Below are 20,379 nucleotides of genomic sequence, written 5' to 3'. Positions count from 1 at the left end.
AGTATCGTGTGAGATATACGGAAGTAATAGTGAAAAGATGATAATTATTGTTCCGGGTTTAGCATGCGCCAGCTCAATCGACTTAATCAGTATCACCGGCTCTGGCAGCCTTCCGAGGGTGCAACGCAACAGGTCACCATCAGCGAGCTGGCCGCCCGCTGTTTTTGCAGCGAGCGGCATGTCCGAACGCTGCTGCGTCAGGCACAGGAGGCGGGCTGGCTGAGCTGGCGAGCGCAGTCTGGCCGCGGTAAACGGGGTGAACTGACGTTCCATGTCGCGCCTGAATCTCTGCGCAATACCATGATGGAGGAGGCGCTGAGGCGGGGAGAACAGCACAACGTGCTTGAGCTGGCCCAGCTCGCCCCCGACGCATTGCGATCATTGCTGCATCCCTTTTTAGGCGGGCAGTGGCAAAACGATACGCCAACGCTGCGCATCCCCTATTACCGCTCGCTGGATCCGCTTCATCCGGGTTTCTTACCCGGTCGGGCGGAACAGCATCTGGCAGGACAGATCTTTTCCGGACTGACGCGCTTTCACGGCAACAGCAGTGAACCGACTGGCGACCTTGCCCATCACTGGGAGGTGTCGGCGGACGGTTTGCGCTGGCATTTTTATATTCGTTCCACCTTACACTGGCATAACGGCGATAAGGTCGAAACCGGACAGCTTCAGCAAAGCCTGAATGCGCTTTTTGCCTTACCCGCCCTGCGGAAACTGTTCCAGAGTGTCCTGCGCATTGACGTCACCCACCCTCAGTGTCTGACGTTCACGCTGCACCAGCCGGACTACTGGCTGGCACACCGCCTGGCCACCTACTGTAGCCGGCTTGCACATCCCGAACAGCCCATGACGGGCTGCGGCCCCTTCAGGCTAAGCGTATATGAGCCCGATCTTGTCCGTCTGGAAAGCCACGAGCAGTACCATCTCAGCCACCCGCTGCTTAAGGCTATCGAATATTGGATCACACCGACGCTGTTTGACTATGGGCTGGGTACCAGCTGTCGCCATCCGGTGCAGATCGCCATTGGCGAGCCGGATGAACTTGAAAGCCTGCGCCTGGTGACGAACAGTACCAGTCTTGGCTTTTGCTATCTCACCCTGAAGCAAAGCCCGCGGCTGAGTGAAATGCAGGCACGACGGCTCATCAACATCATTCATCTCTCATCGCTTCTGCATACGCTACCGCTTAACGAGGGGCTGATTACCCCAACAGAGGAATTACTGCCCGGATGGGCGATCCCTCAGTGGTCGGATCTGGCACATGTCCCCCTGCCGGAGACCTTAACCCTGATTTACCATTTGCCAGTTGAGTTGCACACGATGGCGCGTCAGCTAAAACAGTACCTTGCACAGCAGGGCTGCGAGCTAACGGTTATCTTTCACGACGCAAAAACCTGGGACGGATGCCAGCAACTGGCGGACGCGGATCTCATGATGGGTGACAGGCTGATTGGCGAAGCGCCGGAATATACGCTTGAGCAGTGGCTACGCTGTGATGCCCTCTGGCCACACCTGCTGAGCGCGCCGCAATATGCCCATCTGCAGGCCACGCTGGATGCGGTACAGACTCAGTCCGATGAGCAGGCCAGACATGCCGGGCTCAGGGCCATTTTCTCCGGACTCATGGAAAAGGCGGTGATCACCCCACTGTTCAATTATCAATACCAGATCAGCGCCCCGCCGGGTGTCAACGGCATACGCCTCAACACCCGCGGCTGGTTTGACTTTACCGAAGCCTGGCTGCCCGCCCCCAAAGCGTGAAGAAGCTGGTCGCCGTCGTGGTCAGACGGTAACATAACGTTTTTACCGTAACAGTCGAGATGATTTATGAAACGTGCCGTCGTCGTGTTCAGCGGAGGACAAGATTCTACTACCTGCCTGGTTCAGGCTCTTCATCAGTACGATGAAGTTCACTGTGTGACTTTCGATTATGGTCAGCGTCATCGCGCTGAGATCGACGTTGCCCGTGAACTGGCCCTGAAACTGGGGGCACGCGCGCACAAGGTGCTGGACGTTACGCTGTTAAATGAACTGGCCGTGAGTAGCCTCACCCGGGACAGTATTCCCGTCCCGGACTACGAACCCGATGCCAGCGGCATTCCGAATACCTTCGTGCCGGGCCGTAATATCCTCTTCCTGACCCTGACGGCGATCTACGCCTACCAGGTGAAAGCCGAAGCGGTGATCACGGGCGTGTGTGAAACAGATTTCTCCGGCTACCCGGACTGTCGTGATGAGTTCGTGAAGGCATTAAACCACGCCGTCAATCTGGGGATGGCGAAAAAGACGCGCTTTGAAACCCCACTGATGTGGCTGGATAAAGCCGAAACCTGGGCGCTGGCGGACTACTGGGGCAAGCTGGACCTGGTTCGCAGCGAAACCCTCACCTGCTATAACGGCATCAAAGGCGACGGTTGCGGCCAGTGCGCCGCCTGTAATCTGCGCGCGAATGGGCTGAACCACTATCTGGCCGATAAAGCCGGCGTGATGGCCGCGATGCAGAAAAAAACCGGGCTTAAATAGGGCTACTTAACCGTGCTGTCGAACAGTTTCACGCCGGCAGCACGGGTGACTTTCATCAGCGTTGTCAGCGTTGGGTTGCCGTTGTCTGATAAGGTTCGGTATAGCTGCTGACGAGACAGGCCTGCTTTGGCAGCGATTGTACCTATGCCGCCGCGGGATTCGATAACCTGGCGGAGTGCAATGAGATAGGCAGGGATCCCCTGGTCTTCATAGATTTCTTCCAGGGCTGTTTGCAAATAACGCTGAGCGTAGGAAGGATTCTCTCGTAGCATTTTCACAACAGCATCATGATGGCTAACAGAACTCGAATATTTTCGTTCAGTGGCGCTCATTCGATTGTCCTTTTATTTGATGATCTTTCCAGTAATCTATTGCCAGTTTGATATCCGCTTTTTGGCTCTTTTTGTCACCACCGATAAGTAACAATAAAACCTGCCGATTCTCTACTGCAAAATAGATTCTGTAGCCGGGGCCACTGTCGACTCGCATCTCCCAAACACCTTCCCTGAGGTATCTGTAATCGCCAAAATTACGTTTTATTGCGCGGTTGATCCGCATAAGGATCCGGAAAACTGTATCCGGATCCCTTCGATTCATTCTGGCTACCCACTCCTCAAACGGCACTTTCCCGTCACGGGTCCGGTAACGTTCAACAACGTAGTCCCTGTCCATTATTCTATCCCTGAAAAACCCTTTTGTCTTTTATAAAAGACAAATTCCTACGCGATCATCAGCTCCAGCTTTTCGCGCAATTCCCCTTCCAGCGGCAGCGCTTTCTGCGTTTTCAGATCGATGCAGACAAAAGTAATCAGCGCATCAGCGACCACCTGCCCTTCGGGATCGAGCGTCACCACCTGGCTTAACACGCCGCTTTTGCCATTGATCTGCTGCACCTGGCTGGTCACCGTGAGTACATCGCCCAGCACGGCCGGACGACGGTAGTTGATGTTGATATTGACGACCACGAACGCGATGTTGTGCGCGGTCAGCCACTGAAAGCTTTCGCTGTTTTCCAGCCCGTCCCAGCGCGCTTCCTCAAGAAACTCCAGGTAGCGGGCATTGTTCACATGCTGGTAAACGTCGAGGTGAAAACCGCGTACTTTAATTTTTGTCTGCATAGCGCAATAGCCTTTACTGTTATTGTAGGATGAGAGGTCATAACTGGTATGACCTCTTTATCCTGGCAAATTTTTGCCGCAGTGCAAGAAATTGCGTGATTACAACGTCAGGTGTGAGAGATTGCGCTCAACCAGCGCGCTCCCCATGCCCGGAACCTGTTTGAGATCGTCGACCGTTTTGAAAGGACCATACTCTTCACGATAGCTGACGATAGCCTGCGCTTTTTTCAGTCCGACGCCATTCATCACGCGGGCGAGATCCTCGGCAGAGGCTGAATTGATGCTGACCCGCGTACCATCATCGTCCGCATTTTTACCGGCTTCGGTCGCTTTAGTCTGCCCTTGCGCCGGCGTCGCTGCGTCGGATTTGCTCTGTGTCGTCTGTTGTTTGGCGGCAGGCGTCGCCGCCAGCGCCCCCGCGCTCATCCCGGTGGTGGCAATAGCCAGTGTAATTAACAGTGCTTTGATTCCACATTTCATGCTGTTATCTCCTTGTTTGTTGACAGCCCCGTCACGATAGCCGCCCGAGAAAACCGGCACAAACAGCAGAGTGCAGAAATGGAAAAGGCCGCGAAAGCGGCCTTTAGTTATTGCAGAGCGTTACGAAAATCTGCGAGCAGATACGTAATTATTGCTGCTGAGTGATGATGTCGCCCAGCTTAATTTTGGCATCTTTACGCAGGTTGCTCATCATGGCTTCGAAGGCAATCTGAGCATTGTTCTGGGTAATCCCCTGGACCATCGCCTTCTTCTGCGCGTCTGGCAGGGTACCGGCTTTCACTTCATCCAGCGCCAGCAGAACGACGTTACCCTGCGCATCGGTGGTAGTACCGAAGCTTGGCTTGTCCTTCGCAGGCAGAGTCAGGCCAAACGCGGCCTGGCTGATTGGATCCTGACCGGTACGGCTCAGCGTTTTCGCTTCACCGAAGCTCAGGCCAGCCGCTTTCAGCGCATCCTCTTTACCCGCTTTCAGATCGGCCAGAATCTTCTCAGCATCCAGCTTCGCCTGCTGTTCCGCTTTGTTGTGCTTAACCTGAGCGACGACCTGATCCTTCACTTCCGCCAGCGGTTTGACCGCTTCTGGCTTGTGCTCGCTGACGCGCAGCACAAACGCACGATCGCCATCAACGGTAATGATGTCAGAGTTACTGCCCGGCGTGCCGTTCTCGCCGACCAGACCACCGTTGAAGATGGCATCAGAAACCGGTTTGAAGTTCAGCTCTTCCGGCAGGTTGTCACGGCCAAACCAGCCCGTCTCAACCGCTTTCACCCCAGCCGCCTGCTCGGCACCCGCCAGAGATTCGTTGTCGTTGCTGGCAGCATCGCTCACCTTCTGCTGCAGCGCATAGTAGGCATCCAGCGCTTTTTCCTGTTTCACTTTCGCAGCGATATCGTCGCGAACCTCAGCCAGCGGCTTGGTTTTCGCCGCGGTGATGTCGTCCAGACGCACGACCAGGAAACCTACGGAAGATTTAATGACGCCAGACAGTTGGCCTTTCTCTTTCAGGCCGGCATTTTTCAGCTCGTCCGGCGTGGTCGCGTCTTCCAGCCAGCCCATATCGCCGCCGTTTTTCGCCGAGATAATGTCGGTGGATTTCGCTTTCGCGACGGTCGCGAAATCAGCGCCTTTGTTCAGCTCATCCAGTACCGCTTTGGCATCCGCCTCGGTTTTGGTCTGAATCACGCTGTAGCGGTTACGCTGCGGCTGTGTGAACTGATCCTGATGCTGGTCATAGTAAGACTGGATTTCCGCGTCAGACGCGGTTTCCTGCAGCGCGGCAGCATCCAGCTTGATGTAGCTCACACGGAACTGCTCTGGAGAAACAAAGGTATTCTTGTTCTGCTCGTAATAAGCGTTAACGTCAGCGTCGCTCACCTGCTGTTTCGCGGCAAGGGCGTTCACATCAATGGTCGCTTCACGTACAACGCGCTGCTGTGCTACCAGCGCGGCCAGTTCATCCGTTTCACCTTTGAGCATGAAATCAGTGCCGACAACGGCATTGATGAGCTGCTGAGTGGTCAGCTGGTTACGCAGAGCCTGCGCGTACTGATCGGCCGTCATCCCCATCTGGTTAACGATGCTGTTGTAACGCGCATTGTCGAATTTACCGTTAGACTGGAAGGCTTGCGTGGAGAAAATGGCTTTTTTCACCTGCTCATCGCTGATGCCAAGGCCCAGTTTTTTGGCATACTGATCCAGCAGCGCTTCGTCGATAAGACGGTTCAGAGTCTGTTGGCGCAGGGTTTTCATGTACCCTTCGTTCGCTGCCAGTTCAGAGAATTGGTCGCCCAGCTGTTGCTGCATACGGTTACGTTCACCGGCAAAAGCATTCTCGAACTGACCGCGGCTGATCTCCTGGCCATTCACTTTTGCGGCATAGTTCGCGCCACCGCCAATAAGGTAACTGCTCACGCCGGTCAATATGAACGACACGATAATGATACCGAAAATAATCTTGAGCACGAGACTGTTAGCAGCCGTGCGTAAGCTGTCCATCATGGTGTAACAACACTCCGCTGTAGGTGACTGGTTACCTGACGCTGACGGAAAATCCTGCCCGTCGCGCGTAAAGTCGTATTGTGACAAGAAAACGGGGCGATTGTCAGCCCACAACTCGCATAAACTCGCACAAATCAGGTCTGGACAAACAAAAAAGGCACATCAAACGATGCGCCCTTGTACTATCCGGCTTCCCTGAAACGGGAAAGCAATCAGTTTACTGCGTCTTTCAGCGCTTTACCTGCACGGAAACCCGGCACTTTAGCGGCAGCAATGGTGATCTCTTTACCGGTCTGAGGGTTGCGGCCAGTACGGGCAGCACGCTCTTTAACAGCAAAAGTACCGAAGCCTACCAGTGCAACGTCGTCCCCAGCCTGCAGAGATTCAGTAACAGAAGCAATTAATGCATCTAACGCACGTCCAGCTGCAGCTTTAGAAATATCAGCACCAGCAGCAATTTTGTCAATCAGTTGAGATTTATTCACTGTTCTCTTCCTCTCTTTATAATTTATATCGCGCCTGAATCCTTCACAACGCGACCGCGCAGCAGTTATATCAGGCCTGCCATGACCTTACAACACCCGTTGTTGATGGCTGACCTAATCAGCAATCTAAATTAGCTATACAAAAAAAGGCTGGCAAGTGCGAAATGACTTACCAGCCTTGTTTTTATTGACGCTCTTTGCGCGAGGTCACTATTTTGCGGTTACAACCTGCATTCCTGACGGTTCATTCTGCAATGCGAGACTAAGAACTTCCTCAATTCGCTTAACAGGATGAATCTGCAGGTCGGCAATCACGTTGTCCGGAATCTCTTCCAGATCGCGTTTATTTTCGTAAGGGATCAATACGGTTTTGATCCCACCGCGGTGTGCCGCCAGCAGTTTTTCTTTTAAGCCGCCAATCGGCAGAACCTGGCCACGCAGCGTAATCTCACCGGTCATCGCCACATCGGCACGCACCGGGTTCCCTGTCAGGCAAGAAACCAGAGCGGTACACATGGCAATACCCGCGCTTGGACCATCTTTCGGCGTCGCCCCTTCAGGTACGTGCACGTGGATGTCGCGTTTTTCGTAGAAATCAGGGTTGATCCCCAGTTTCTCCGCGCGCGCGCGCACCACGGTCAGCGCCGCCTGAATGGACTCCTGCATCACTTCACCCAGCGAGCCGGTGTAGGTCAGTTTCCCTTTACCCGGTACACAGGCGGTTTCGATGGTCAGCAGATCGCCGCCCACTTCCGTCCATGCCAGACCGGTCACCTGGCCAACGCGGTTTTCGTTGTCCGCGCGACCGTAGTCGAAGCGCTGAACACCGAGATAGGCATGCAGATTATCGCCGTTAATCACAATGTGTTTCAGGCTCTTATCCAGCAGCAACTGTTTCACCGCCTTACGGCACAGTTTAGAGATTTCACGCTCAAGGCTACGCACGCCCGCTTCACGGGTGTAGTAGCGAATGATGCCAATAATCGCGCTGTCCTCGACGGTCAGCTCGTTGGCTTTCAGCGCGTTACGCTCAATCTGTTTCGGCAGCAGGTGCTGTTTAGCAATGTTCAGCTTCTCGTCTTCGGTGTAACCGGAGAGACGGATCACTTCCATACGGTCCAGCAGCGGGGCCGGAATGTTCATGGAGTTCGACGTCGCCACGAACATGACGTCGCTCAGGTCGTAGTCCACTTCCAGGTAGTGATCGCTGAACGCCACGTTCTGTTCTGGATCAAGCACTTCCAGCAGGGCTGACGCTGGATCGCCACGCATGTCAGACGACATCTTGTCGATCTCATCCAGCAGGAACAGCGGGTTTTTAACGCCCACTTTCGCCATCTTCTGGATCAGTTTACCCGGCATAGAACCGATGTAGGTACGGCGGTGACCGCGAATTTCCGCTTCATCGCGTACGCCACCCAGCGCCATACGGATATACTTACGTCCGGTCGCTTTAGCGATGGACTGACCCAGAGAGGTTTTACCCACCCCTGGCGGTCCTACCAGGCACAGAATTGGGCCTTTGATTTTGTTTACACGGCTTTGTACCGCGAGGTACTCAAGAATGCGGTCTTTCACGCGTTCCAGGCCATAGTGGTCGGTATCGAGGATTTCCTGCGCCTGACGCAGGTCTTTTTTGACCTTGCTGCGGGCGTTCCACGGAACCTGCACCATCCACTCAATGTAGCCGCGTACAACGGTCGCTTCAGCCGACATTGGAGACATCATTTTCAGCTTCTGCAACTCGGCTTCGGCTTTCTCTTTCGCCTCTTTCGGCATCTTCGCCGCGTCGATCTTACGCTTCAGCGCTTCGTTTTCGTCCGGCGCATCGTCCATCTCGCCCAGTTCTTTCTGAATGGCCTTCATTTGCTCATTCAGATAGTACTCACGCTGAGATTTTTCCATCTGCTTTTTCACGCGGTTGCGAATACGCTTCTCAACCTGCAGCAGATCGATTTCGGACTCCATCATCGCCATCAGGTATTCCAGACGTTCGTTAACGTCGGACATTTCCAGCACAGACTGTTTGTCAGCCAGCTTCAGCGGCATATGTGCAGCGATGGTGTCCGCCAGACGTGCAGGATCGTCGATGCTGTTCAGCGACGTCAGCACTTCTGGTGGGATTTTCTTGTTCAGCTTGATGTAGCCTTCAAACTGGCTAATCGCGGTGCGAACCAGTACTTCCTGCTCGCGCTCATCAAGTTCAGGCGAATCAAGGTACTCTGCCTTGGCAGAGAAATGTTCGCCGTCGTCTGACAGAGTGGTAATACGCGCACGCTGCAGGCCTTCAACCAGCACCTTCACGGTGCCGTCAGGCAGCTTCAGCATCTGCAAAATAGAGGCCACGGTCCCGACGGTGAAAAGATCGTTTACACCCGGCTCATCCGTTGATGCTTCTTTCTGCGCCACCAGCATGATTTTTTTATCATGATCCATAGCGGCTTCGAGGCAACGGATAGATTTTTCCCGCCCTACAAATAAGGGTATGACCATGTGCGGATAAACCACCACATCGCGCAACGGCAATACGGGGATTTCAATGCGTTCAGAACGCTCAGGATTCATAGAGCTCTCTCTTAGTTAGTGTCCGCCAGGTAAGCTGGTCATGTCACTGTGCTTCACATAACCATTAACATGTATCCAGTATATGGGGATGTTTCCCACACATTCAACGCTATGAATACGGAAAAAGTAAAGGGGAGATAAAATCCCCCCTTTTTGATTAACTGCTTGTATGATTTGGTGAATTATTCGCCAGATGCCTGCTGGGCTTCCGGTTTACCGTAAATCAGCAGCGGCTTGGTTTGACCGCTGATGACGGACTCGTCAATCACCACTTTCTCAACGTCTTCCATCGATGGCAGATCGTACATGGTGTCGAGCAGTGCCGCTTCAACGATAGAACGCAGACCACGAGCACCGGTTTTACGGACCATCGCTTTCTTGGCAATGGCATCCAGCGCTTCGTCGCGGAATTCCAGGTCAACGCCTTCCAGATTGAACAGCGCCTGATACTGCTTGGTCAGCGCATTTTTTGGCTCTTTCAGGATCTGGATCAGCGCGTCTTCACTCAGCTCATTCAGCGTTGCCACAACCGGCAGACGACCGATGAACTCAGGGATCAGACCGAATTTGATCAGATCTTCCGGTTCGACCTGAGACAGCAGCTCGCCTTCGTTCGGTTTTTCAGCCGTCGATTTCACCGTTGCGCCAAAACCAATGCCGGAGCCGGTTTCAACACGGTGGGAGATGACTTTATCCAGACCGGCAAACGCACCGCCACAGATGAACAGGATCTTGGAGGTATCAACCTGCAGGAACTCCTGCTGAGGATGTTTACGACCACCCTGTGGTGGAACGGCGGCTACCGTACCTTCGATCAGCTTCAGCAGTGCCTGCTGTACGCCTTCACCCGATACGTCACGGGTGATGGACGGGTTGTCGGATTTACGGGAGATCTTGTCGATCTCATCGATGTAAACAATCCCGCGCTGGGCTTTCTGTACGTCGTAATCGCACTTCTGCAGCAGTTTCTGGATGATGTTTTCGACGTCCTCACCCACGTAACCGGCCTCGGTCAGGGTGGTGGCATCCGCCATGGTGAACGGAACATCAAGCAGACGCGCCAGGGTTTCAGCCAGCAGCGTTTTACCGGAACCGGTTGGGCCGATCAGCAGAATGTTACTTTTACCCAGTTCCACGCCATTGCTGGTGTCGCCGTTACGCAGGCGTTTGTAGTGGTTATAGACCGCTACCGCCAGCACTTTCTTGGCCTGCTCCTGACCGATGACGTAGTCGTCAAGGTGATGACGAATTTCATGCGGCGTTGGCAGCGCGCTGCGCTCACGGTGCGGTGCGACTTCTTTAATCTCTTCGCGAATGATGTCGTTACATAAATCGACACATTCGTCGCAGATATACACGGACGGCCCGGCAATCAGTTTACGCACTTCATGCTGGCTTTTGCCGCAAAAAGAGCAGTACAGCAGTTTGCCCGAACCATCTTTGCGTTTATCTGTCATGAGTCCAAACCTCTTTTTAAGTTCTTTGTGCCGCACATGACGACGCAAATGCCATTCTAAGACGCAAGCTGCATCAAGCAGCGTGCCGCCCTACCTTAGTATAGCGGCACACTCGCGTCGCGGGCATCAATTACGATGGGTCAACACGGAGTCGACTAAGCCGTACTCAACTGCCTCTGAAGCAGAGAGGAAGCGATCGCGCTCGGTATCGCGCTCGATCTGCTCGAGAGGTTGACCCGTATGCTGCGCCATAAGTTCATTCATGCGCGCTTTTACTTTCAGAATTTCGCGGGCGTGGATTTCGATATCCGTCGCCTGCCCCTGGTAACCGCCCAGCGGCTGGTGAATCATCACGCGGGAATTTGGCAAGCAGAAACGCTTACCCTTCGCCCCTGCGGTTAACAGGAACGCGCCCATAGATGCTGCCTGACCCATACAGATCGTGCTGACATCCGGTTTGATGAATTGCATGGTGTCATAAATGGACATCCCTGCTGTAATCACGCCACCCGGGGAGTTAATGTACAGGTAAATGTCTTTTTCCGGGTTTTCCGCTTCCAGAAACAGCATCTGCGCCACGATCAGGTTAGCCATGTGGTCTTCCACCTGGCCGGTCAGAAAGATAACGCGTTCCTTGAGCAGACGGGAATAGATATCAAAAGAACGCTCACCACGTGAGGTCTGTTCAATAACCATTGGCACCAGAGCCATATGGGGTGCAAAGTTATCTCGTTCGCCACTGTATGACATTTCCGTCTCCTGGATCAAAATTGAAAACACCTGCTGTACTGATTGTAACCTTACGGACGGATTATCAGCCAGTCTCATTCATCATGATTACGTACTTATGGGGTTCACAGTGCCCTATTTCAAGCATAACAACCTTTTGTTGTTACGCTAACACCGAAAGGGCGTTTTAGCACTCTTCCTGGGCTCTGGCTGCGATAAAAAAAACCCGCTGCCGCAAGGCAACGGGTTTTCTGTTCAAACTTTAAACCGTTGGGGCGAAATTACGCCTGCTGGTTCATCAGTTCGTTGAAAGAGGTCGCTTTTTCGGTCACTTTCGCTTTCGCCAGTACCGCTTCAACCGCCTGCTCTTCCAGGGCTACGTTGCGCATGTTGTCCATCAGCTCTTTGTTCTTACCGTAGAACTCGATCACTTCTGATGGATCTTCGTATGCAGAAGCCATCTCTTCGATCAGGCCTTTCACACGCTCTTCGTCAGCTTTCAGCTCGTGGGTACGAATCACTTCGCCCAGCAGCAGGCCAACCACAACGCGACGTTTCGCTTGCTCTTCGAACAGCTCGCGTGGCAGTTCCATCGCTTGCTGCTGGTTGCCACCGAAACGCTGTGCAGCCTGACGGCGCAGAACGTCGATTTCGCTGTCGATCAGGGCAGCAGGAACGTCGATTTCGTTGGCTTTCACCAGACCTTCGATCGCCTGAGACTTCACGCGGTTGCGCACAGCGCCGTTCAGCTCGCGCTCCATGTTTTTACGCACTTCGGTACGCAGGCCAGCAACAGAACCGTCTTCCACGCCGAAACGTTTGATGAACTCTTCAGTCAGTTCTGGCAGTTCGCGCTCTTCCACTTTCTTCAGGTTGATCACGAACTTCGCTGCTTTACCCTTCAGGTTTTCAGCGTGGTACTCTTCAGGGAAGGTCACGTCGATGGTGAACTCTTCGCCCGCTTTGTGGCCTTTGATACCGTCTTCGAAGCCTGGGATCATACGACCCTGGCCCATTGCCAGTACGAAGTCAGACGCTTTGCCGCCTTCGAACTCTTCGCCGTCTACAGAACCGGTGAAGTCGATGGTCACACGGTCTTCCGCGTCAACAGCGCCTTCTTTCTCTTTCCAGTTCGCCTGCTGCTTACGCAGGGTGTCCAGCATGCCGTCAACGTCTTCGTCAGTCACGGAGACAATCGGTTTTTCAACTTCGATAGATTCCAGACCTTTCAGCTCAACTTCCGGGTACACTTCGAACTCTACGGAGTAGGTGAAGTCTTCGCCCAGTTTGTATTCGCCTGGAACGTAGTTTGGCGCACCGGCCGGATTGATTTTTTCTTTGATGATCGCATCGATAAAGTTGCGGCTCATCAGTTCACCCAGCACATCCTGACGCACGGAAGCGCCATAACGCTGAGCAACAACATTCATTGGTACTTTGCCCTTACGGAAGCCGTCAATACGTACTTTTTTTGCTACGTTGACCAGCTCGCTTTTCACAGCAGTTTCGATGCTGTCAGCAGCGATAGTAATCGTTACACGGCGGCCAAGGCCTTGAGTGGTTTCAACTGAAACTTGCATCTTGTTACCTCAAAAAAATCACAGTGCTCGGTCAACTCTGAATCTGTCTGTTATACCGGGATGCTCTCTTAGTGCAGATTCACATTCCCTGTCGCCAGAATCATCCCGAAGACATTCAATAAGACGCGGCATTATAGCGGCATCACTTAGGTGAGTCGAGAACGGTTGGGGCATGTTGCTGCGGCTTTTTTCACACTTTAAGGCTATTTTTAGCCTTAAAATCGCACCATCCGCTCAAAACTCAGACAAAACAAAACGGCCCGGAGGCCGTTTTGAGGAAATCTGTAAGCAACATACTGGAAAAGCTCCAGCCGTTGCAAATCCGATTTATCAGGCGATAGTGCCTGCACCGCGACAGGGCGGCGATGCGAAAACCGTATCCTGCAAGCCTTCCCATTCCTTAATGGTGTAGGTATGCAGTGCCAGCGCATGCACGGTCGTGGAGAGCTCTTCCGTCAAGGTGCTGTAGATCAAGCGATGTCGGTTCAGGAAACGTTCTCCCGTGAAGCGATCGCTAACCAGAACCACTTTAAAGTGGCTTTCAGAACCTGCCGGTACGTTATGACGATAGCTTTCGTCGACGACTTCGAGGAACACAGGGTTGAACGCTGCCCTTAATTTATCTTCTATATGCTCACGTATCATCATGAAATTACTCCTCCGACAACGCCAGGATGTCACCCATCCCTTTAAATGTTAGCCGCTTTTACCGTTTCCATTACACCTTGACAACAAATATTTAGCTTTCGTCTGATTTTCTCATTCAAACGAATGAAGTTCACTGTGAGGCTCATACCTTTTGTCATCCGTGGAAGGAGAAAATGGGTGAGCTGGTCAGTTTTCGGACAAGGCGATGAATTTACATGCGTTGACCACTTCCCCTGACCGTTGGCGATGTTATGATGGCGGCAATTTTTCTCTCTATTATGCTTACGATTCGTGAGAACCTTAAAATGTTAAAAAAACTCTTCTTTCCATTGGTAGCCCTTTTTATGCTGGCAGGCTGCGCTACCCCGCCGACCACCATTGATGTCTCACCGAAAATCACCCTGCCTCAGCAGGACCCAAGCCTGATGGGCGTCACCGTGAGCATTAACGGCGCCGACCAGCGTCAGGATCAGGCCCTGGCAAAAGTGACCCGCGATAACCAGCAGGTGACGCTCACCGCCTCCCGCGACCTGCGCTTCCTGCTGCAGGAAGTGCTGGAGAAACAGATGACCTCCCGTGGCTATATGGTTGGCCCAAGCGGCGCGGTGGATCTGCAGATCATCGTGAACAACCTGTACGCTGATGTGTCTCAGGGCAACGTGCGCTACAACATCGCCACCAAAGCGGATATCGCCATCATCGCGACCGCGAAGAACGGTAACAAGATGACCAAGAACTATCGCGCGAGCTACTCTGTAGAAGGCGCGTTCCAGGCATCGAATAAAAATATTGCTGATGCGGTTAACAGCGTGCTGACGGATACCATTTCCGACATGGCGCAGGACACCAGCATTCACGACTTCATCAAGCAGAACGCGCGTTAATCCTGCCCGCTGACCCGGTCTATCGCCGGGTCAGTTTTATAAGAACATGTCCAGCCATTACTTACGCATTTTCCAGCAACCGAAATCAGCGATTCTGCTGATCCTCGGCTTTGCCTCGGGTTTACCCCTCGCGCTCACCTCCGGCACGCTTCAGGCGTGGATGACGGTCGAGAACATCGATCTGAAAACCATTGGCTTCTTCTCGCTTGTGGGTCAGGCCTATGTATTCAAGTTTCTGTGGTCTCCGGTCATGGATCGCTACACGCCGCCTTTTCTCGGGCGTCGTCGCGGCTGGCTGGTGATGACGCAGCTCCTGCTGCTGCTGGCCATTGCGGCGATGGGTTTTCTTGAACCCGCCACGCAGCTGCGCTGGATGGCCGCGCTTGCGGTGGTGATTGCCTTCTGTTCCGCCTCTCAGGATATCGTGTTCGACGCCTGGAAGACGGACGTGTTACCAGCGGAAGAGCGCGGTGCCGGTGCGGCCATCAGCGTGCTGGGCTATCGCCTCGGGATGCTGGTCTCCGGCGGGCTGGCGCTGTGGCTGGCAGACCGTTACCTAGGCTGGCAGGGGATGTACTGGCTAATGGCTGCTCTGCTGATCCCCTGCATTATCGCGACGCTATTGGCGCCTGAACCGAGTGACGTTATCCCGGTTCCCCGCTCGCTGGAGCAGGCCGTCGCCGAACCGCTGCGTGACTTCTTTGGCCGCAACAACGCCTGGCTGATCCTGCTGCTTATCGTCCTTTATAAGCTGGGTGACGCTTTTGCCATGAGCCTGACCACCACCTTCCTGATCAGGGGGGTCGGCTTTGACGCCGGTGAAGTGGGCGTGGTGAATAAAACGCTGGGGCTGTTTGCGACCATTGTCGGGGCACTGTATGGCGGCGTGCTGATGCAGCGCCTGACGCTGTTCCGCGCGCTGCTGATCTTCGGCATTCTGCAAGGCGCCTCTAACGCAGGCTATTGGCTGCTGTCGATTACCGACAAACATACGATCAGCATGGCTGCGGCGGTATTTTTTGAAAATCTCTGCGGCGGTATGGGGACAGCGGCCTTTGTCGCCCTGCTGATGACCCTGTGCAACAAGTCATTTTCCGCTACGCAGTTCGCACTGCTCTCGGCGCTCTCTGCCGTAGGCCGCGTTTATGTAGGCCCAATTGCCGGCTGGTTCGTGGAAGCCCACGGTTGGCCAACATTTTATCTCTTCTCGGTCGTGGCTGCCGTGCCGGGGATTTTATTGCTGCTGGTGTGTCGCCAGACGCTGGAATATACCCAGCGGACCGAACACTTTATGCCGCGCACCGAATATCACCGCGCCTACCGTTTTGCGTTACGACTGTTAATGGTGGGCTGCATTGCGCTGGCACTCTGGCTTGTGGTGCTCATTATTAATGCCAGCACGTCTCTGGCACTCCCCTTCGGGGCCCTTCTGCTGGACGCCGGTGCCCTGCTGGCCATCGTTGGGATCCTGACCGGGGGTCTGCTCGATTTCATGGCGTTGCGTAAAACGCAGCTGACCTGAAGAAAAATACGAAAGGTTATTTCCCGTTGTAATCACTAACCGAAATTATAACGGTGAAATAGCCACCAGCGACGAAAAAAAATATTTGTTGTTTTGTGCGGGATAGGATTTGGAAATTATTGGCTCCGGTTCCAAAACGCTATTTTTCATTAAACGATTCAGCATGCGATAGTTTGATTTTTCGTTTTTTAGATGTCTTTTTATTGATAATTAATTGTTAATTTTTTGTTTATTTTTAACAATGGTTATACCAATTGCCCCTTTTAGGGTATGCTTGGGGGTCCTTTCGTTATAAAGCCCATCTCATGCGGCTTCGGTCATAAAAACCGACATAATTTGCAACACTTGTGACACGTGCGGCAGAACCCGGTAACACCTTCCTGACACAGGCCTAATGATGTTTACAGTAATGTAACCTTCCCGTAAAATGCCCGCACACTTTAAACGCCACCAGACTCCCGTGGAATTGAGGTCGTTAAATGAGACTCAGGAAATACAATAAAAGTTTGGGATGGTTGTCATTATTCGCAGGCACTGTATTACTCAGTGGCTGTGATTCTGCACTACTAGACCCCAAAGGACAGATTGGACTGGAACAACGTTCACTGATATTGACGGCTTTTGGCCTGATGTTGATTGTGGTTATTCCAGCCATTTTGATGGCTGTTGGTTTCGCCTGGAAGTATCGTGCGAGCAATAAAGATGCGAAGTATAGCCCGAACTGGTCACACTCCAATAAAGTGGAAGCTGTGGTCTGGACGGTACCTATCCTGATCATCCTGTTCCTTGCCGTACTGACCTGGAAAACCACTCACGCACTTGAGCCGAGCAAGCCGCTGGTTCACGATGAAAAACCTATTACCATCGAAGTGGTCTCCATGGACTGGAAATGGTTCTTCATCTATCCAGAGCAGGGTATTGCTACCGTGAATGAAATCGCCTTCCCGGCGAACACTCCGGTTCAGTTCAAAGTGACCTCCAACTCCGTAATGAACTCCTTCTTCATCCCGCGTCTGGGTAGCCAGATTTACGCGATGGCCGGTATGCAGACTAACCTGCACCTGATCGCGAATGAAGCAGGCACCTATGATGGTATCTCCGCCAGCTATAGCGGCCCGGGCTTCTCAGGTATGAAGTTCAAAGCTATTGCAACGCCAGACCGTGCCGCTTTCGACCAGTGGGTTGAAAAAGCGAAGCAGTCTCCAAACACCATGTCTGACATGGCGGCGTTCGAAAAAGTGGCTGCACCTAGCGAATACAACAAGGTGGAGTACTTCTCTAACGTGAAACCCGATTTGTTCAAAGATGTGATTGGCAAATTTATGGATCACGGCAAGAGCATGGACATGACCCAGCCTGAAGGCGAGCACAGCGCGCACGAAGGTATGGAAGGCATGGACATGAGCCACGCGGAAACCGCTCACTAAGGGGCCGAGGAAGAAAATGTTCGGAAAATTGACACTGGATGCAGTGCCCTACCATGAACCGATTATCGTGGTTACGGTGGCTGCAATTATCATTGGTGGCGCGGCCTTACTGGCCTTAATCACTTACTTCGGTAAGTGGAGCTACCTGTGGAACGAGTGGCTGACTTCGGTTGACCACAAAAAACTCGGTATTATGTACTGCATCGTCGGTATCGTCATGTTAATTCGTGGCTTTGCGGATGCAATCATGATGCGTAGCCAGCAGGCACTCGCCTCTGCGGGTGAAGCCGGCTTCCTGCCACCGCACCACTACGATCAGATCTTTACCGCCCACGGCGTTATCATGATCTTCTTCGTGGCGATGCCGCTGGTTATCGGTCTGATGAACGTTGTCGTTCCGCTGCAAATCGGCGCGCGCGACGTGGCGTTCCCGTTCCTGAACAACCTGAGCTTCTGGTTCACGGTTGTCGGCGTTATCCTGGTTAACCTGTCACTGGGTGTGGGCGAATTCGCGCAGACCGGCTGGCTGGCTTACCCACCGCTGTCAGGAATTGAGTACAGTCCGGGCGTTGGCGTCGACTACTGGATTTGGGCGCTTCAGCTCTCCGGTGTCGGTACAACCCTGACCGGTATCAACTTCTTCGTGACCATTATCAAGATGCGTGCCCCTGGCATGACCATGTTCAAGATGCCGGTATTTACCTGGGCATCTCTGTGCGCCAACATCCTGATTATTGCATCCTTCCCAATCCTGACCGTCACCATCGCGCTGCTGACCCTGGACCGCTACCTGGGCACCCATTTCTTCACGAACGATATGGGTGGCAACATGATGATGTACATCAACCTGATTTGGGCCTGGGGTCACCCGGAAGTGTACATCCTGGTTCTGCCTGTGTTCGGTGTGTTCTCCGAAATCGCAGCAACCTTCTCGCGTAAACGTCTGTTTGGTTACACCTCTCTGGTGTGGGCAACCGTGTGTATTACCGTTCTGTCGTTCATCGTTTGGCTGCACCACTTCTTCACCATGGGTGCGGGCGCGAACGTAAACGCCTTCTTCGGTATTACCACCATGATTATCGCCATCCCGACCGGGGTGAAGATCTTCAACTGGCTGTTCACCATGTACCAGGGCCGTATCGTGTTCCACTCAGCAATGCTGTGGACCATCGGCTTCATCGTGACCTTCTCCGTAGGTGGGATGACCGGCGTACTGCTGGCGGTACCGGGTGCTGACTTCGTTCTGCACAACAGTCTGTTCCTGATTGCGCACTTCCATAACGTTATCATCGGTGGCGTGGTCTTCGGCTGCTTCGCTGGCGTAACCTACTGGTGGCCAAAAGCGTTCGGCTTCACGCTGAATGAGAAATGGGGTAAACGCGCGTTCTGGTTCTGGATCATCGGCTTCTTCGTGGCATTTATGCCGCTGTACGTGCTGGGCTTCATGGGTATGACCCGTCGTCTGAGCCAGCAGATCGATCCGCAGTTCCACCCAATGCTGATGGTTGCAGCGGGCGGTGCCGTGCTGATTGCCTGTGGTATCGCATCTCAGCTGATTCAGTTCTACGTGTCTATTCGCGACCGCGACCAGAACCGTGACCTGACCGGTGACCCATGGGGTGGCCGTACGCTGGAGTGGGCGACCTCTTCTCCACCGCCTTTCTATAACTTTGCCATCGTGCCGCAGGTTCATGAACGCGACGCATTCTGGGAAATGAAAGAAAAAGGTGAAGCGTACAAGCAACCTGCTCATTACGAAGAGATCCACATGCCGAAAAACAGCGGTGCGGGCATCGTGATTGCCGCTTTCGCGACGGTATTTGGTTTCGCAATGATCTGGCACATCTGGTGGATGGCGATTGTTGGCTTCGCTGGCATCGTAATCAGCTGGATTGTGAAGAGCTTTGACGAGGACGTGGACTACTACGTACCAGTCCGTGAAGTTGAGAAGCTGGAAAAACAGCATTTCGACGAGATTTCTAAAGCGGGGCTGAAAAATGGCAACTGATACTCTGGCGCACTCAACTGCCCACGCGCATGAACATGCGCACCACGATACAGGACCGACCAAAGTCTTCGGTTTCTGGATCTACCTGATGAGCGACTGCATTCTGTTCTGCTGTCTGTTCGCGACCTATGCCGTTCTGGTGAACGGCACAGCGGGCGGCCCGACCGGCAAGGACATCTTTGAACTGCCGTTCGTTCTGGTTGAAACCGCACTGCTGTTATTCAGCTCCATCACCTACGGCATGGCGGCTATCGCCATGTACAAAAACAACAAGAGCCAGGTTGTATCCTGGCTGGCGTTGACCTGGCTGTTTGGTGCTGGATTTATCGGGATGGAAATCTATGAATTCCATCACCTGATCATGGAAGGCTTCGGCCCGGATCGCAGTGGCTTCCTGTCCGCGTTCTTCGCGCTGGTCGGCACCCACGGTCTGCACGTGACCTCCGGTCTGATCTGGATGGCAGTACTGATGTTCCAGATCTCCCGTCGCGGCCTGACCAGTACTAACCGTACCCGTATCCTGTGCCTGAGCCTGTTCTGGCACTTCCTGGACGTGGTGTGGATCTGTGTGTTCTCTGTTGTCTATCTGATGGGGGCGATGTAATGAGTCATTCTAACGATCATGGCGCTTCCCACGGCAGCGTAAAAACCTACATGACAGGTTTCATCCTGTCGATCATCCTGACGGTGATCCCGTTCTGGATGGTGATGAGCGGTTCTGCGTCTAAGCCGGTTATCCTGGGTGCAATCCTGGTGACCGCGGTGATTCAGATTCTGGTGCATCTGGTTTGCTTCCTGCACATGAACACCAAGTCCGATGAAGGCTGGAACATGACCGCCTTTATCTTTACCGTGATTATCATCGCTATCCTGGTAGTCGGTTCCATCTGGATTATGTGGAACCTCAACTACAACATGATGGTTCACTAA

The 20,379-nt window shown here is 53.3% G+C and carries 19 protein-coding genes; 8 read left to right on the top strand and 11 right to left on the bottom strand.

Translation table 11 applies throughout. The features are described 5' to 3' along the window. Positions 1-63 precede the first annotated feature (63 nt). Positions 64-1,764, top strand: coding sequence for an SgrR family transcriptional regulator (locus ACMGGQ_RS03050; RefSeq protein ID WP_045909772.1), 1,701 nt, complete (start codon positions 64-66; stop codon positions 1,762-1,764). Positions 1,765-1,830: 66 nt separating this feature from the next. Continuing rightward, positions 1,831-2,526 carry a 7-cyano-7-deazaguanine synthase QueC gene (queC, locus tag ACMGGQ_RS03045; RefSeq protein WP_420289568.1) on the top strand — a complete coding sequence of 232 codons (696 nt, stop codon included), beginning with the start codon at positions 1,831-1,833 and terminating at the stop codon, positions 2,524-2,526. 2 nt (positions 2,527-2,528) lie between these two features. On the opposite strand, the gene ACMGGQ_RS03040 is transcribed toward queC, so the two are convergent. The 11 genes from ACMGGQ_RS03040 to bolA form a co-directional block, all read right to left on the bottom strand. After that, positions 2,529-2,858 (bottom strand): addiction module antidote protein, encoded by a 330-nt coding sequence (locus ACMGGQ_RS03040; protein WP_229225337.1) that lies wholly within the window; start codon positions 2,856-2,858, stop codon positions 2,529-2,531. Beyond that, positions 2,845-3,198 carry a type II toxin-antitoxin system RelE/ParE family toxin gene (locus ACMGGQ_RS03035; protein WP_069720235.1) on the bottom strand — a complete coding sequence of 118 codons (354 nt, stop codon included), beginning with the start codon at positions 3,196-3,198 and terminating at the stop codon, positions 2,845-2,847. Before ACMGGQ_RS03035 ends, ACMGGQ_RS03040 begins: the two co-directional genes overlap by 14 nt. 47 nt (positions 3,199-3,245) lie before the next feature. After that, the gene (locus ACMGGQ_RS03030) at positions 3,246-3,644 is read right to left on the bottom strand and encodes a YbgC/FadM family acyl-CoA thioesterase (RefSeq protein ID WP_024906822.1); all 399 of its coding nucleotides are present in this window, start codon (positions 3,642-3,644) and stop codon (positions 3,246-3,248) included. A 99-nt stretch (positions 3,645-3,743) separates the two neighbouring features. Continuing rightward, the gene (locus tag ACMGGQ_RS03025) at positions 3,744-4,124 is read right to left on the bottom strand and encodes a helix-hairpin-helix domain-containing protein (protein ID WP_048030094.1); all 381 of its coding nucleotides are present in this window, start codon (positions 4,122-4,124) and stop codon (positions 3,744-3,746) included. A 148-nt stretch (positions 4,125-4,272) separates the two neighbouring features. After that, positions 4,273-6,144 (bottom strand): peptidylprolyl isomerase, encoded by a 1,872-nt coding sequence (ppiD, locus tag ACMGGQ_RS03020; RefSeq protein ID WP_045909777.1) that lies wholly within the window; start codon positions 6,142-6,144, stop codon positions 4,273-4,275. A gap of 212 nt (positions 6,145-6,356) precedes the next feature. Beyond that, positions 6,357-6,629 (bottom strand): nucleoid-associated protein HU-beta, encoded by a 273-nt coding sequence (hupB, locus tag ACMGGQ_RS03015; protein ID WP_002444653.1) that lies wholly within the window; start codon positions 6,627-6,629, stop codon positions 6,357-6,359. A gap of 210 nt (positions 6,630-6,839) precedes the next feature. Then, on the bottom strand, positions 6,840-9,194 hold the full coding sequence (gene lon / locus ACMGGQ_RS03010) for an endopeptidase La (protein ID WP_023334706.1): 2,355 nt from the start codon (positions 9,192-9,194) through the stop codon (positions 6,840-6,842). A 182-nt stretch (positions 9,195-9,376) separates the two neighbouring features. Further along, on the bottom strand, positions 9,377-10,651 hold the full coding sequence (gene clpX, locus ACMGGQ_RS03005; protein ID WP_045909778.1) for an ATP-dependent protease ATP-binding subunit ClpX: 1,275 nt from the start codon (positions 10,649-10,651) through the stop codon (positions 9,377-9,379). Positions 10,652-10,777: 126 nt separating this feature from the next. After that, the gene (clpP, locus tag ACMGGQ_RS03000) at positions 10,778-11,401 is read right to left on the bottom strand and encodes an ATP-dependent Clp endopeptidase proteolytic subunit ClpP (RefSeq protein WP_008503317.1); all 624 of its coding nucleotides are present in this window, start codon (positions 11,399-11,401) and stop codon (positions 10,778-10,780) included. 260 nt (positions 11,402-11,661) lie between these two features. Beyond that, positions 11,662-12,960 carry a trigger factor gene (gene tig / locus ACMGGQ_RS02995; protein WP_008503318.1) on the bottom strand — a complete coding sequence of 433 codons (1,299 nt, stop codon included), beginning with the start codon at positions 12,958-12,960 and terminating at the stop codon, positions 11,662-11,664. 330 nt (positions 12,961-13,290) lie between these two features. Beyond that, the gene (gene bolA, locus ACMGGQ_RS02990) at positions 13,291-13,608 is read right to left on the bottom strand and encodes a transcriptional regulator BolA (RefSeq protein ID WP_021241655.1); all 318 of its coding nucleotides are present in this window, start codon (positions 13,606-13,608) and stop codon (positions 13,291-13,293) included. 305 nt (positions 13,609-13,913) lie between these two features. Here bolA and ACMGGQ_RS02985 point away from each other — a divergent pair, with 305 nt between their 5' ends. From ACMGGQ_RS02985 to ACMGGQ_RS02960, 6 genes are all read left to right on the top strand, one after another. Continuing rightward, complete coding sequence (locus ACMGGQ_RS02985) at positions 13,914-14,492, top strand: lipoprotein (RefSeq protein WP_028017643.1); 579 nt, start codon at positions 13,914-13,916, stop codon at positions 14,490-14,492. 46 nt (positions 14,493-14,538) lie between these two features. Then, the gene (ampG, locus tag ACMGGQ_RS02980) at positions 14,539-16,014 is read left to right on the top strand and encodes a muropeptide MFS transporter AmpG (protein ID WP_223540076.1); all 1,476 of its coding nucleotides are present in this window, start codon (positions 14,539-14,541) and stop codon (positions 16,012-16,014) included. Between the two features lie 479 nt (positions 16,015-16,493). Further along, the gene (cyoA, locus tag ACMGGQ_RS02975) at positions 16,494-17,441 is read left to right on the top strand and encodes a cytochrome o ubiquinol oxidase subunit II (RefSeq protein ID WP_008503322.1); all 948 of its coding nucleotides are present in this window, start codon (positions 16,494-16,496) and stop codon (positions 17,439-17,441) included. A 16-nt stretch (positions 17,442-17,457) separates the two neighbouring features. After that, entirely contained in the window at positions 17,458-19,449 is a 1,992-nt protein-coding gene (gene cyoB / locus ACMGGQ_RS02970; protein WP_262790198.1) for a cytochrome o ubiquinol oxidase subunit I, read from the top strand. Further along, positions 19,439-20,053 (top strand): cytochrome o ubiquinol oxidase subunit III, encoded by a 615-nt coding sequence (locus ACMGGQ_RS02965; RefSeq protein WP_008503324.1) that lies wholly within the window; start codon positions 19,439-19,441, stop codon positions 20,051-20,053. Before cyoB ends, ACMGGQ_RS02965 begins: the two co-directional genes overlap by 11 nt. Next, positions 20,053-20,379 carry a cytochrome o ubiquinol oxidase subunit IV gene (locus ACMGGQ_RS02960; protein WP_006176899.1) on the top strand — a complete coding sequence of 109 codons (327 nt, stop codon included), beginning with the start codon at positions 20,053-20,055 and terminating at the stop codon, positions 20,377-20,379. Before ACMGGQ_RS02965 ends, ACMGGQ_RS02960 begins: the two co-directional genes overlap by 1 nt.

Origin of the sequence: Enterobacter sp. BNK-13 (assembly GCF_048685015.1) — a bacterium.
In the GTDB taxonomy this organism is placed as follows: Bacteria; Pseudomonadota; Gammaproteobacteria; order Enterobacterales; family Enterobacteriaceae; genus Enterobacter; species Enterobacter quasiroggenkampii.
Note: the sequence above shows the minus strand (reverse complement) of the source record. Positions and strands in the feature narration are given on the sequence as shown.